At 53.3% G+C, this 13,010-nt stretch carries 13 protein-coding genes; 7 read left to right on the top strand and 6 right to left on the bottom strand.

Going from position 1 to position 13,010, the window contains the following annotated elements:
* Positions 1 to 31 precede the first annotated feature (31 nt).
* Complete coding sequence (locus LMS44_RS03360) at positions 32 to 1,495, bottom strand: protein adenylyltransferase SelO (RefSeq protein ID WP_498946809.1); 1,464 nt, start codon at positions 1,493 to 1,495, stop codon at positions 32 to 34.
* 167 nt (positions 1,496 to 1,662) lie between these two features.
* Here LMS44_RS03360 and LMS44_RS03355 point away from each other — a divergent pair, with 167 nt between their 5' ends.
* On the top strand, positions 1,663 to 2,886 hold the full coding sequence (locus LMS44_RS03355; RefSeq protein ID WP_498946807.1) for a helix-turn-helix domain-containing protein: 1,224 nt from the start codon (positions 1,663 to 1,665) through the stop codon (positions 2,884 to 2,886).
* The gene (locus tag LMS44_RS03350) at positions 2,867 to 3,367 is read left to right on the top strand and encodes a PIN domain-containing protein (RefSeq protein ID WP_138800933.1); all 501 of its coding nucleotides are present in this window, start codon (positions 2,867 to 2,869) and stop codon (positions 3,365 to 3,367) included. Before LMS44_RS03355 ends, LMS44_RS03350 begins: the two co-directional genes overlap by 20 nt.
* A gap of 50 nt (positions 3,368 to 3,417) precedes the next feature.
* Here LMS44_RS03350 and LMS44_RS03345 read toward each other — a convergent pair whose 3' ends face one another.
* Complete coding sequence (locus LMS44_RS03345; protein WP_138800932.1) at positions 3,418 to 4,275, bottom strand: NAD-dependent protein deacetylase; 858 nt, start codon at positions 4,273 to 4,275, stop codon at positions 3,418 to 3,420.
* Between the two features lie 106 nt (positions 4,276 to 4,381).
* Between LMS44_RS03345 and LMS44_RS03340 the strand changes: the two genes are divergently transcribed.
* From LMS44_RS03340 to LMS44_RS03330, 3 genes are all read left to right on the top strand, one after another.
* The gene (locus tag LMS44_RS03340) at positions 4,382 to 5,554 is read left to right on the top strand and encodes a UbiH/UbiF/VisC/COQ6 family ubiquinone biosynthesis hydroxylase (protein WP_498946804.1); all 1,173 of its coding nucleotides are present in this window, start codon (positions 4,382 to 4,384) and stop codon (positions 5,552 to 5,554) included.
* Positions 5,555 to 5,563: 9 nt separating this feature from the next.
* Positions 5,564 to 6,805, top strand: a complete 1,242-nt coding sequence (locus LMS44_RS03335) for a PDDEXK-like family protein (RefSeq protein WP_022520027.1) — start codon at positions 5,564 to 5,566, stop codon at positions 6,803 to 6,805.
* A gap of 265 nt (positions 6,806 to 7,070) precedes the next feature.
* Positions 7,071 to 8,264, top strand: a complete 1,194-nt coding sequence (locus LMS44_RS03330; RefSeq protein WP_022520028.1) for an E22 family MetX-like putative esterase — start codon at positions 7,071 to 7,073, stop codon at positions 8,262 to 8,264.
* A 99-nt stretch (positions 8,265 to 8,363) separates the two neighbouring features.
* Here LMS44_RS03330 and LMS44_RS03325 read toward each other — a convergent pair whose 3' ends face one another.
* Positions 8,364 to 9,017 (bottom strand): DsbA family oxidoreductase, encoded by a 654-nt coding sequence (locus LMS44_RS03325; protein ID WP_022520029.1) that lies wholly within the window; start codon positions 9,015 to 9,017, stop codon positions 8,364 to 8,366.
* 665 nt (positions 9,018 to 9,682) lie between these two features.
* On the opposite strand from LMS44_RS03325, the gene LMS44_RS03320 reads away from it, so the two are divergent.
* Positions 9,683 to 10,204, top strand: a complete 522-nt coding sequence (locus LMS44_RS03320; RefSeq protein ID WP_022520030.1) for an NADPH-dependent FMN reductase — start codon at positions 9,683 to 9,685, stop codon at positions 10,202 to 10,204.
* A 545-nt stretch (positions 10,205 to 10,749) separates the two neighbouring features.
* A complete protein-coding gene (locus LMS44_RS03315) occupies positions 10,750 to 11,169 on the top strand; it encodes a putative periplasmic lipoprotein (protein ID WP_022520033.1) in 420 nt (139 codons plus the stop codon).
* Between the two features lie 106 nt (positions 11,170 to 11,275).
* On the opposite strand, the gene LMS44_RS03310 is transcribed toward LMS44_RS03315, so the two are convergent.
* From LMS44_RS03310 to LMS44_RS03300, 3 genes are all read right to left on the bottom strand, one after another.
* Positions 11,276 to 11,563, bottom strand: coding sequence for a HigA family addiction module antitoxin (locus LMS44_RS03310; protein WP_022520034.1), 288 nt, complete (start codon positions 11,561 to 11,563; stop codon positions 11,276 to 11,278).
* Positions 11,564 to 11,573: 10 nt separating this feature from the next.
* A complete protein-coding gene (locus LMS44_RS03305; RefSeq protein WP_053856897.1) occupies positions 11,574 to 11,852 on the bottom strand; it encodes a type II toxin-antitoxin system RelE/ParE family toxin in 279 nt (92 codons plus the stop codon).
* A 108-nt stretch (positions 11,853 to 11,960) separates the two neighbouring features.
* On the bottom strand, positions 11,961 to 12,923 hold the full coding sequence (locus LMS44_RS03300) for a ribonuclease Z (RefSeq protein WP_498946801.1): 963 nt from the start codon (positions 12,921 to 12,923) through the stop codon (positions 11,961 to 11,963).
* Positions 12,924 to 13,010 lie beyond the last annotated feature (87 nt).

Below are 13,010 nucleotides of genomic sequence, written 5' to 3'. Positions count from 1 at the left end.
AACTGTAAAAAAACACAGTCTAGCATAGGCGTTATGTGCCACAGAAGGTTCTTAGCACCTGCTCATTTTCCGTGGCGGGCGCCGCTAAACGGCGCGCTTCAACAGATTCATCGAACGGCTTAGTCACCACTGCCAATAAGGTGTGGAAAGGCGCAAAATCACCGTCGTAAGCGGCATCAATGACCTCTTGAACCCGGTGGTTACGGGGAATAATGACCGGGTTGGCGCTTCGCATGGCCGCAAAACGCTCACTATCTTGGCTGGCTATCTGCGCTTGCTGCCAGGTATCCAGCCACGCGGTCAAACCGTCAGGCTGAGTCGTCAGTGCCAGCAGTGCCTGGCGGTACTCATCGCTCGGCGAGGAAGCGTATTGCGTGAGCGCGTCAAAGGTGGCGGTCATGTCCATCCGCCCCTGATGCATCTGGCTTTCGAGACCTTCCATTAGCGCTTCGGCTTGAGGGCTTTCCACCGCTAAACCGAGCTTATCGGCATGCAGGCGGACTTGCTCGGCGCTGAACAGTGATTCAAAGCGCCGGATGGCGTCAGTGGCCTGCTCCACGACCGCGTCGCCCTCTTCCCGCATCAACGGCAGCAGCGTTTCGGCAAAGCGGGCCAGATTCCACTGAGCAATCGCTGGCTGGTTGGCAAAGGCGTAGCGTCGGCCTTGATCGATGGAACTGTACACCTTCTGCGGATCGAACTGCTCCATAAAGGCGCAGGGGCCGTAATCGATGGTTTCGCCGGCGATGCTGCAGTTATCGGTATTCATCACGCCGTGAATAAAGCCGACGCTGATCCAGCGGGCAATCAGCACTGCCTGGCGGGCAACTACCTCCTCCAGCAACGCCAAATAAGGATCTTCGGCGTTGGCAGCACCTGGATAGTGGCGTTCAATGACATGATCCGCCAACGCTTTTAACGATGCTTCATCTCGCCGTGAGGCGGCGAATTGGAACGTTCCTACGCGGATATGGCTGCTGGCCACGCGGGTAAAGACGGCGCCGGGCTCAGCCATTTGCCGGACCACTCGCTCGCCGCTCGCCACGGCCGCAAGGGCACGGGTGGTGGGAATCCCCATGGCGGCCATGAACTCGCTGACCAGGTACTCACGCAGCACCGGCCCTAACGGCGAACGACCATCGCCACCACGGGAAAACGGTGTGCGGCCGCTGCCTTTTAGCTGCACATCGCGGCGAACGCCATTCTGATCGATCACTTCGCCCAGCAGCAGCGCACGGCCATCGCCCAGTTGCGGCACAAAGTTACCGAACTGATGCCCGGCGTAACCTAAGGCGCCCGGCTTGGCATCCGGCATGGGCTGGTTGCCGCTAAACCAATCAGCAAGCGTTGTAGAGTCAGGTAGCTCTGTGGCCCCTAGCTCATGGGCAAGCGGCGCATTGAACGCAATCAGCTCCGGGCTGGCCACAGGCGTTGCTTGGGTGGCGACCCAGAGGGGTTCAGGCAAGGTGGAATAGAGATGTTCGAATGACAGCACGATAGGCTCCGCTTTTAGTGGCAATAACTACCTAATACCCTAGCATTCTACTCAACTAAACGCCGAGGCGATGTTGCCAAACATACCAAATGTTAAAAACAGCGAGCTGACGCCACTGCCAAGGGATTTTTATAATCGGGACACGCTTGAAGTGGCGAGAGATATGCTTGGCTGCTGGCTGGTACGTGAGCATAAAGTCCGGTCACTTTTCTCTTAATAAAGATTTCTGTGAATTTTTTCCGCTGGTTATTGTTTGGCACAAGGTTTACTTTTCACAAAATACTTTTATAAAAGTAAACCGAGTGACATCTATGCTAGGTCAACGAATCCATCAGGCACGCCTTGCTGCTGACTTGACGCTTGAAGCGTTGGGCCAGCAGCTTGAGGTTTCCAAGGCGGCAATACAGAAGTATGAAAAAGGTAAAGCAACACCCGACTCCTCTAAATTGCTCAAGATCGCTAAAGCGTGTGGCGTTCGCACAGAATATTTTTTCCGAAAGTCGACGGTAACGTTGTCGAACATCGAATTTCGTAAACACAGCACGTTTGGGAAGAAGCGTTCTGACGCTATACAAATCCGCATTACGGAAATGATTGAGAAACGTGTCGAATTGCTTAACGCGTTCCCCGAGTTGCCCATTCCACACTTCGCAGTCCCTGGTTGTGTACCTCGCCAAATAGAAGATTTGGACGAGATTGAGGGCATCGCAGAGAATGTACGACACGCATGGGAGCTTGGGTTAAATCCAATTGCCGACTTGACCGCAGAGCTTGAACCCTTGGGGTTGTTGGTAATGGCAGTCGACGTGGAACACAAAGCATTTTCGGGCATGACTGCTACAGCAATGACAGTAGATGGGCAGTACTACCCTGTCATAGTGGTGTCTTCTCGCTGGCCTGGGGATCGCCAGCGTTTTACTCTCGCCCACGAACTGGCTCACGTGCTTTTTGCAGGTCGATTGACGGACGGAGTAAATGAAGAAAAGGCATGCGACCGTTTTGCTGGCGCGTTTTTAGCCCCAAGAGAGTCCGTTGTTAAGGAGCTTGGCTCTCAGCGAAAGCGCTTAGAGCCACAAGAACTTTACCATCTAAAGCATGAGTACGGCCTTTCAATGGCCGGGTGGGTAATGCGTGCGTTTCAATGTGGCGTTATCCATGACGGGTTGCGAGAGGCAACGATGCGAATGTTCTCGGCTCGCGGCTGGAGGACTAACGAGCCCGGCGAGGTGCTACCTAACGAAGCCCCTGCTCTATTTGAGCAGCTAGTATATCGGGCATTAGCAGAAGACCTTATTTCCGAGGCAAAGGCGGCTGAACTGCTCGGCATCCCAAGAATGCGCTTCTATCGAGAACGCCTAATGGAGTCTGCTGATGCTGTTACTCATCAGTGACGCCAACGTAATAATTGATTTAGAGGCTGGGGGCATACTGGAAACACTCTTTCAGCTTCCTTATGTTTTCGCTATGCCTGACGTGCTTTATGAAGAAGAAATTGAAGACGGCAGCCCGTACCTAATTGATATGGGGTTAAAAACACTCGTTGTTGAATCCTTGTACATCGATTATGCGATCACCTTGGGAGAAGAGCATGGCGAAGAGCCCGGCTTGTACGACAGGCTAGCGCTGGCTTTAGCTAAGCAGGAAGCCTGCCCGTTGCTTACGGGAGACAATAATCTGCGCGCCCTTGCTGGGCGCGAAGGTGTTGATATAAGAGGCACGCTATGGGTGTTCACTGAGATGATTGAGTTCGGGCTATTGTCCAATGAGGAGAGCTTAGCCTCCCTTGATTTGATGAAAGCACGCAAACGCAGATTGCCTTGGGACGATGCCAAAAAACATATCGAACGGGCAAACTTTGGCTCCAGGCAATGAGGAGCATGGTAAAAAGTTTCCCAGGAAATGCTATCAGTGTTTCAGGCGCTCTAGTTTCCGTGCAAACAGCGCACAGCCTGCTCAAGCACCGGCGTCAACGGCGCCCGCCACTGGTGGGTCAATAGCGCATCTGCCCGGGTGACGCCGAGCGATAGCGATGCCAGAGGGATGCCCCGCTCATGGGCGGCGCGGCAAAAACGGTAGCCGGAAAACACCATCAACGAGGTGCCCACTGCCAGTACCGCCTCCGACTCTGCCAGCGCTACCTGCGCTGCAAGCCGCCGTTCGGCGGGCACCACATCGCCGTAGAACACCACGTCAGGCTTCAGGATGCCGCTGCAGCGCGGGCAGTCGAAAATGCGAAAGGTGCTGAAGTCAGTTTCCAGGTCGGCATCGCCATCCGGAGCGTGCCCCGCCTGCAAACCAGTAAAGCTCGGATTCATGCGCGCCATTTCGGCATGCATGGCGTGGCGCATCATTTGGTAGTCGCACACCATGCACTTCACCATGTCCGCTCGGCCATGCAGGTCGATCACCCGGCGGGAACCGGCGCGCTGATGTAAGCGGTCAACGTTTTGGGTCACCAACTGCTGGATATAACCCTGTGACTCCAGCGTGGCCAACGCACGGTGTGCGCCGCTGGCTTGGGCTTCGCGCATGGCGCTAAAACCGATCAGCGCGCGGGCCCAGTAGCGCTGGCGAACGTGATGAGAACTCATGAAGTCGCCATGCTGCACCGGGGGTGGCCGCTTCCACTGACCATCCGCATCGCGATAGTCCGGAATGCCACTGTCGGTACTCACACCGGCACCGGTAATCACCCACAGTTTGGGGTGCCGCTCAATAAAATCAGCCAGTTCCTCGCCCGCCTGGGCAACGCTTTCTGCAATTTCCACGGCCTGCGTCAATCGTTCACCTCTAGGCAATGTGGCTCAAACTCAACGATACTGTATAGCAACAGCGGGCCATGCAACGCGCCCTTTAACGGTTATTGTGCACCCAGGAGATACTCTTATGCAGCACGATCATGACATTATTATTGTCGGTGGCGGCATGGTGGGCGCCGCCCTGGCGGCCCGCGTGGGTCATGCGGGCTTCTCCGTAGGGCTGGTGGAGCACGGCGATGCCCCTACTCCCCCTAGCGGTGACTATGACCTGCGTATTTCCTCGCTGAATGCGCGCTCGTTAGCGTTCGTTAAGGCCAGCGGCACGGCTTTACCTGAGGAGCGTAGCTGCCCGTTTCGGCATATCGATGTTTCCAACCAGGACGGCACCGGCCACTCGCTGTTTTCCGCTCACGATAGCGGCATGGATGACTTCGGCATCTTTATCGAAAACCGCACGTTGCAGTACGCGTTATGGCAACGGTTAGAACAGCTGCCCAGCGTCACCTGCTACACCCAATGCGCGCCGTTAAGTACGATCACCTCAAGCACTGGCCGCCTGCTGGAGCTGGATAATGGCAAAACCCTAAGCGCCCGTTTGATCGTCGGCGCCGACGGCGCGCAATCGACCCTACGTGAGCTAGCGGGGATTAACGTTAGTAGCCACGACTACCATCAGCGGGCGATGATCATTAACGTGGAAACTGAGCTGCCCCAGCAGGATGTCAGCTGGCAGGTCTTCACCCCTACAGGCCCCATCGCCATGCTGCCGCTACCAGGCCATCGCGCTTCCTTGGTGTGGTACGACACAGATAGCACCACCCAAGCCCGCGAACAGCTTGACGATGAGGCACTTAAAGCAGCCATCGAAATGGCCTTCCCTAAACGCCTGGGTAACCTCATCCGCATCGTCGCCCGGGCCAGCTTCCCCATCAAGCGCCAACATGCCCACCGCTATATCGGCAAGCGCCTGGCACTTATTGGCGACGCGGCCCATGTGGTGCACCCGCTGGCAGGCCAGGGGTTAAATATCGGCCTGCACGACGCCGACACCCTTGCCGAGATCATTATCCAGGGCCGCGACCCCGGCGACTATGTCAACCTACTCCGCTTTGAGTGCCAGCGCCGCGCGGCCAACCAAGCGATGATCGCCGCCACCGACAGCTTTCACCACCTGTTTACCGGCGCCAAGCCGCTGCGCCAACTAGGCGATCTAAGCCTGCAAATAGCCGAGCGCTTCCCTTTCGCCAAACGCATGATGATGCAGCAAGCCAACGGGTTGAATCCGTTTAAATTCCATTAGGATTCATCAATGTATTCAGAATCGAATGATTTGGCAGCTTTGGAGCGGTTTTTCGAGAAGCTGGCACTGCTGCCCAAGCCAGAACCCCTGACACCCAATTTGTTTTCGGTTGCAGGACCTGGTCAGAATGAGAACCGACTATCCGACTTAATGGCCTTCTTTATGGGCGGTTATCCCGGTGCGCCTCACTGGTTAGCCAAGGCCGTTCTGCATGCACTAGTTCGTAAAGAGCGATTCGATCATGACCATCTACAGCAAGTCGACTGGGAAGCAGTCACTACCGAACGGGAAGCAGGGAGCTGGAATGTCGAAAGCGAATCGATCAAGCGCTTGGACTTATTGGTTTCAGGAAACAACTTCGTATTGGGCATTGAGCATAAAGTATGGGCTTCGGCGACTAATAATCCGTTTTATGCCTATGACGACTTGCTGAAAAGCTATGAAGTTAATATCTACAAATGCGTTTTATGCCCAGATGACTCCAAGGAAGGCGTTCAGGCACCCGCCACTAACGCAGGCTGGCCAACGTTATCCTACTCGGAAGTATTGGTCTCAGCTTATGAACTGTACGGGAAAGACGTAGCCCCATCTGATCAGACGAAATGGCAAATTTTCTATCAAGAGTTGTTACAGCACCTCACTTCTATCGCCCATCCAACTGAAGAAAAGACAATGACGAAAGTCGAACTGAATTTTTCGTTGAAGCATTTCAATGACCTGTATGAAGCATCTCAGCGTTTGGAGCAATTCGAACAGGAGTTGATGGCGGAAGGTAAAAGCCATATTGCGGCTGCATTGCAAATAGCTACCAGCGATATCCATACCAAGAAAAAGCCGGAAATTTGGAGTGAAGAGACAAGAGTATGGCGCTTCTTCCCCAGTGCTTGGAGTAATACAGGAGCCTCCCAAATATGCCTCGTTTATTATCCTTCATCAGAGTCGGAAGGTGATGAAAGCATCGGTTTTGAAGTTCGGGCCTACTTGGAAAGCCAGGTAAGCAGTGACCCTTGGCTGAAAAAAATCGAACGGGCATTTTTAAAGGTAACGCCTGTCACCAAACACCCAGACTGTACTTGGTACAGAGAAGGCCATGGCAACGACACTTGGCCTGAAACCGCTGGGCGCTGGTTGGCTTTGAGTGCTTGGCCCCGGGAGTACACCAAGACAGGTGCGATGAAAGCACTGGGTGATTTAGCCAAATGGGTGGATGAACACGCTTTCGAGACAGAAACCAATATAGCCGACTCATGAGGCTAGGGCGGACGAGAGGCCGCAGTAGCATCAAGGCATCAGCGCGGAGCAAAGACGTCTATTACTAGTAGTGGTCCCCCGTGGTAAACATTGTTAACCACTCGTTCTTCCTCAAGCACTTAATATGTTAAACGGTGCTGAATGATGATGCAGCAAGCCAACGGGTTGAATCCATTCAAAATGCGCTAGGGTCTACTACGCTGAGAGGGTGGTCACTGCCGGTGACCCATAACAATCACAATAACCCCTCGTTAAAGGCAACCCTATGGCATCTACACGATATGCGCTGTTCACGGCAACGCTCTGTTCCGGCCTTGGCCTCCTTCTGGCTTCTCCCCTGTGGGCCTGGGATGGCGTCGTCGAGAAGCAGACCTTTGAAATGGACAGCTTCACTACCCATGGCGGCGAGACGATCCCCAACGTCACGGTGGGTTGGGAAGCCTACGGCGAGCTCAATGACGCCCGCGATAACGTCATTCTGATCACCCACTTCTTCTCTGGCACCAGTCATGCGGCAGGCCGCTATGAGGTAGATGGGCAGCCGACCGGCTACTGGGATGCCATCATTGGCCCCGGCAAGCCACTCGATACCGATGAGTACTACATCATCTCCTCGGATACGCTGGTTAACCTGAATGCCAAAGACCCCAACGTCACCACCACCGGGCCCGCCTCCATCAACCCTGACACCGGCGAGCCCTGGGGCATGGACTTCCCGGTCGTCACCATCCGCGACTTTGTCGAGGTACAGCGCGAGCTACTCGAAAGCCAAGGCATTGAATCGCTGCATGCGGTGATGGGTGCCTCGATGGGCGCGCTACAAGCTATCGAGTGGGCCAGCGCCTATCCTGACCGAGTTGAACGCTTAATCTCAGTGATTGGCGGCGGCGTTGCCGACCCTTGGCTACTGGCCACGCTAAGCGCCTGGGCAGCGCCGATTCGTTTAGACGCCAACTGGAACGAGGGTAACTACTACAACGGCGAACCACCTACCGACGGGCTAAAAGAAGCGCTAAAACTGGTGACACTCAACGCCAACCACTGGCAGTGGGCTAACGAAACCTTTAACCGCGATTGGGCCGATGAAGCGCGTGACCCCGCTCAGGATATCAACGCCCGCTACGCGATCGAACAAACGCTGGATGATATCGCCGCCGCCCGCGCTGCCACTTCTGACGCTAATCACCTGCTCTATCTAGTGCGCGCCAACCAAACCTTTATGGCGGGCCACGGCGAGTCGTTAGAGGAAGGGCTTGCCGCCATCGAAGCGCCGACCCTGATGCTGTATAGCGAAAACGACCTCGTCTTCGCGCCTGAAGGTGTGCGCGGCACCGCAGAGTTGATTGAATCAGACGGCACCGACGTGACGCTTGAAACCCTGGATGGCAATCGAGGCCACTTGGATGGCGTTGTTTCCATCAATCAAGCAAGTGATACGTTGCGGGCGTTTTTGCAGTAAGGGGGGTAGCGCTGGCTTTGAGTCTTAAAGCCAGCGCTTAAGAAGTTGCGATATGAACCAGGCTAACTAGCCGCCATTCAGGCCAGAGCCTCTAAAACATTATCGGTTGGCGTTCTCTTCGGCCACCTGGCGAAGCGCATCGACAAGCACGTCAGCTGGCTGGGCACCAGGAATCAGGTAACGTCCATCCAGAATGAATCCCGGCACGGCGCTTACACCCGCTTCTATGAAATGCTGCTCTGCCGCGCGTACTTCGTCTGCGTACTGATCAGACCGGGCGATGGCCTCGGCAACATCACCATCAAGCCCAACCTCAATGGCCTTCTCCCGCAAAACCTCTGGGTCTGAAGGGTTTTTCGCCTCACCGAAGTAGGCATCGAAAAGTGCTAACTGCAGGGGCGTCTCTAGATTTTGCGTGGCGGCCCACGCCAGCACGCGGTGGGCAGCGAAGGTATTGTTCGCTCGACGCTCCTGGGCGCCACGAAAATTTAATCCAAGCTCTTCGGCCACCGCCATAATCTCACGCTGGGACTGCGCCATGCTGGCCGCGTCCTTGCCGTACTTGCGGCACAAGTGCTCCAGGATCGGCTCGCCCTCGGGCGGCATGTCAGGGTTGAGTTCAAAGGGCTGCCAGAAGAGTTCAACGTCGATCTCGCCATCAAGGGTTTCTAGCGCTTGTTCCAAGCGCCGATAGCCGATCGCGCACCACGGGCAGGCGACATCAGATACTAGGTCAATTCTTACCTTCTGCATGATAGATCTCCTCGTTGGGTTCGGTCGTCAGCGCTCAAACTGCGCTAAGCCTTGGCTTTTATCAAGCAACACCTAAACGCAACCCGCCTAGTCGGTTGTGCACTTTTTCCAACCCATTGACGGCGTTGGTAAGCAAAAGCCTCTTACTCACGGCTTAGCAGCTTACTAGTTCCAACGCTGGGGGTTGAACTGGTAACGAGGACTAAAGTTCGTCAGCACCAGGTGGGCAGCTCTGTCGATTCGGCAAACGCGGCGATCATGACTTTCCCTGGTTTGTGTTTGAAGATTAAGGAGTCATGGCTTTCAAGAATGTAGCTTGCACCTTATCAAGAGAAAGGCAACCACACCCGATGCAGTCTGTCATCATATCTCTCAGTTCAATTAACTGCGTTATCTTCCTGTTTAGCTCGCCTCGCCACCTAGAGCCCAATTTGTCCCAATCAACAAGAGTGACACGGGTATGATTCGGAAGCTCTTCAAGCTCAAATAAAATGCCTATAAGTTTATTTTTCGCACCCCTCTTGACCTAAACCTTAGTTGAGGTTTCAGAATAGCCCTACGTCAAAGCCAACTCAAGCTTATCGCTTCAGATAACATTTTTATTAAAAACGTGTAACTAAAACCAAACCAACACCCTTGAAAAAATAAACTCAGAGGATTTTAAAATGAAAGTACTTTCCTTCGGCGCTAGCAACAGCAAAAGCTCCATTAACAAAAAGCTGGCTTTTTATGCAGCACAACAAATCAGCGATGCAGATATTTCGTTAATCGATCTTAACGACTTTGAAATGCCAATATTTAGCGAAGACAGAGAAAAGGAGTCTGGCATCCCTGAATTGGCGCATGCTTTTTACAACGCTATCGGTGAAGCAGATGTCATTGTAATGTCATTCGCGGAACACAATGGGACTTATACGTCAGCCTATAAAAACCTATTTGACTGGACATCACGAATAGATATGAAAGTATTTCAAAATAAACCCGTTCTTATGCTATCTACCTCGCCTGGTCAAGGTGGGGCACAAAGTGTCTTAGCTTCCGCACAAGCGTCAGCTCCCTATTTTTCAGCAACCGTTATAGGCGCGCTTTCCTTACCAAGCTTTTTTGACAATTTTGACTTAGAGCAGGGTGTTGTCACTAACCAGCAGTTTAACCGAGACCTACTTGGAATATTAAGTAAGATTTAAATTTTTCTATTTTTGGGAAATCATCTGCAGTCTGTCATTACAGGCGCTATAGAAACTGATAGCGCCTGCCATCACCAGTGGCAAAATCGCTGCGACTCGAAGGATATGACACCTGGAGAATGACTTGGCTATGTGCTATTTCAGACCATAACAAGCTTCTTCACGTTAAGCTCTTCACGATATGGGTCAGCACCACAACCAAGCTCAAGGACTGGCCCGCAGTGAGCTCGATCAGTGATAAGAGGCAACCAGCGTTGGAGCCAGGGGTCTGAATACATGGGGAATCCTGAAGATATCTAATTAACAGTGATTTCATAAATTAATTTAACTCTACCCCATTGATTCCCACACGAGCAAAAATAAATTCAGCAGTGCTTAAAGCAACCATCGGGCGTATCTCGGTGCATAATCATCAAAGTCAGAGATAGCTTTTAAAATGCCTCAGCGGCGCATAGCACATCGACATATACCAAAATACGATCAAACTGATGAAAGTACATTCCGCCCTATACTGAGAAGCACCCAGTAATGATAAGGAGGCAGCTATGAAAAAAGCATTATTAGCGCTAATCACTACGATGCTGATAAGTGGGTGTAGCAACAGCAACACCACCGCATCAAACGCGCCCGTTTCAGATACTGCAACCGAGCAAAACCAACCCCACCATCAGGTTACCGATCAATGGGTCGGCCGATGGATTGGCGTTGAAGGGTTATTCCTGGAAATCAGCAAGGACGAGCCTGCAGGCCCGGGACATTATCTCCTTCACATGCGCTACGGCCTGGATGACGACCAAATCGGCACCTTCGAAGGGCAGGCCACCACCGAAGGCATTAGCTTCAACCGCGGAGACGGCCCGCAGTTGCTTCGCTCGGGCGACGGCGAAGCCACCGGCATGAAGTGGCTATTGGAAAAGGAAGATTGCTTGGTAGTCGCAACAGGTGAAGGCTATTGCCGCGACTGACCTGAGCGGTGGTCACTCAAGGAGCGGCGGGATAAAAGCAGTTATTCAGCCGCTAGTTCAGCAAAGTGGCCCGCTTAATCCAGGGTGTACTTAAACCACCGCTGCTTTAAGCGGCAACCAGCCTCTTTACTTTAAGCTCTTTGCGATGCTGTTCGGCATGCCAAAGCTCGTATTGGGACTGCTGGTTCAACCAGCTTTCCGCAGAGGTATCAAACGCAATAGAAAGCCGCACAGCCATTTCAGGACTAATACCCGCTTTGCCGTTCAGCACGGCACTGAGCGTTTTGCGGCTTACACCCAGCGCTTCAGCAGCAGCTGTCACAGTAAGGCCTAGAGGCTCCAAGCAAAGCTCGCGTAATACTTCACCAGGGTGGGGAGGGTTGTGCATCAACATTGGCGCTACCTCAGTGATAATCTTCGTAATTCACTATCTCGGCATCTCCGTTCTCGAACCGGAACGTCACGCGCCAGTTACCACTCACCGTGACTGACCAGATTCCAGAGCGCTTACCTGAGAGTTCGTGCAAGCGAAGACCTGGCAAGTCCATATCGTTGACATCTGACGCTGCATTAAGTCGACCAAGAATAAGCCGAAGTCTCTTTGCATGCGCGGCCTGAATCCCTGCAGTGCTGCCGGATTTAAAGAATTTTGCCAAGCCTTTGTGTTTGAAGCTTCGGATCATCTATCAAATGTACCCTGCTACGTATCAGGTGTCAAAAGCATATAAAAATCAAAAATAACCAAGAAACTGACTATGCCACTACAGGAGATAGCACGATTAGATTAAAGACTACTTGCCCGCCACTTCAGTAAAGTGGCCCGCCTTATCCAGGGTGTATTCGCCAAAATCCTGCGCCAAATAAAGCGAGCCTGAATAGGCGTTCTCGGCCTCTTTGCGGATATCTTCGATGGAGGGCGTCGCCTTGAGGTTGAGCTGGTAACGGGGGCTAAAGTGCGTCAGCACCAGATTAGGTAGCTGTACGGTTTCGGCAAACGCGGCGACAAGCTTAGCGTAACTATGCCCCACATCACCGGCCTTCTGGGCCATTTCTTCGGTGTAAGTGGCTTCATGCACCAGCACCTGGGCCCCCGCGCAGGCATCAAACAACAAATCAGGCTGGTCATTGTCCCCAGCGATCACCACTTTTCGCGGCTTGTATTTGAAGATCAGGTAGTCATGGCTTTTTAACTGCACGCCTGCAAACTCAACATCAAACCCTTGCTTCAACTGCCCCCACAAAGGCCCTCTCGGAATGCCCTTTTGGGTCAGCTTTTCAATGTTTAAATCAGCATCGACCTTTCGCTCCGTAAACCCATAAGCATAGGACGGCGCCCGGTGTGAAAGCCTGAACGTGGTAACCGCGATGTTCTCAAACTCAACGCTTGGCAACTCATCCGAGTCGATAAACTCCAGGGCGAATGGCAAGCATAGCTGCGTGGCCTCACAGGTAGCCTCCAACCACGCCTTGATACCTGCGGGTGCCACAATGGTAAGCGGCGCTTTCCGGCCACCCATACCCGCACTCGCCAGTATGCCCGGCAGCCCATAGCAGTGGTCGCCGTGCACATGGGTAATCAAGATGGCCTTCAATGAATGGAACGACAGCTTCGTGTGCAAAACCTGATGCTGGGTGCCCTCACCACAATCAATCAGGTACCAGCCCTTCCCCTTGCTCTCTCGTAGAGCGACGCCGGAGACATTTCTTGTTTTGGTGGGTACACCGGCTGAGGTGCCTAGGAAGAGTAAATTCATATCGCGTCCGTGCTTTCTTTTTAGAAACCTGAACCTAGGCTGGCGGCATACAGATTTCCAATACGTTTGGGTGCTCAGCTTTTTTAC

Source organism: Halomonas profundus, assembly GCF_020865425.1.
In the GTDB taxonomy this organism is placed as follows: domain Bacteria; phylum Pseudomonadota; class Gammaproteobacteria; order Pseudomonadales; family Halomonadaceae; genus Vreelandella; species Vreelandella titanicae.
This window is presented reverse-complemented; position numbering and strand designations above follow the sequence as displayed.

Bases quoted from the DNA above. Each gene is read 5' to 3' on its own strand.
- LMS44_RS03310 (WP_022520034.1), bottom strand. From the start codon at position 11,563: ATGTTGATGCACAACCCTCCCCACCCTGGTGAAGTATTACGCGAGCTT.
- LMS44_RS03335 (WP_022520027.1), top strand. From the start codon at position 5,564: ATGTATTCAGAATCGAATGATTTGGCAGCTTTGGAGCGGTTTTTCGAG.
- LMS44_RS03330 (WP_022520028.1), top strand. From the start codon at position 7,071: ATGGCATCTACACGATATGCGCTGTTCACGGCAACGCTCTGTTCCGGC.
- LMS44_RS03300 (WP_498946801.1), bottom strand. From the start codon at position 12,923: ATGAATTTACTCTTCCTAGGCACCTCAGCCGGTGTACCCACCAAAACA.
- LMS44_RS03350 (WP_138800933.1), top strand. From the start codon at position 2,867: ATGCTGTTACTCATCAGTGACGCCAACGTAATAATTGATTTAGAGGCT.
- LMS44_RS03320 (WP_022520030.1), top strand. From the start codon at position 9,683: ATGAAAGTACTTTCCTTCGGCGCTAGCAACAGCAAAAGCTCCATTAAC.
- LMS44_RS03315 (WP_022520033.1), top strand. From the start codon at position 10,750: ATGAAAAAAGCATTATTAGCGCTAATCACTACGATGCTGATAAGTGGG.
- LMS44_RS03305 (WP_053856897.1), bottom strand. From the start codon at position 11,852: ATGATCCGAAGCTTCAAACACAAAGGCTTGGCAAAATTCTTTAAATCC.
- LMS44_RS03340 (WP_498946804.1), top strand. From the start codon at position 4,382: ATGCAGCACGATCATGACATTATTATTGTCGGTGGCGGCATGGTGGGC.
- LMS44_RS03325 (WP_022520029.1), bottom strand. From the start codon at position 9,017: ATGCAGAAGGTAAGAATTGACCTAGTATCTGATGTCGCCTGCCCGTGG.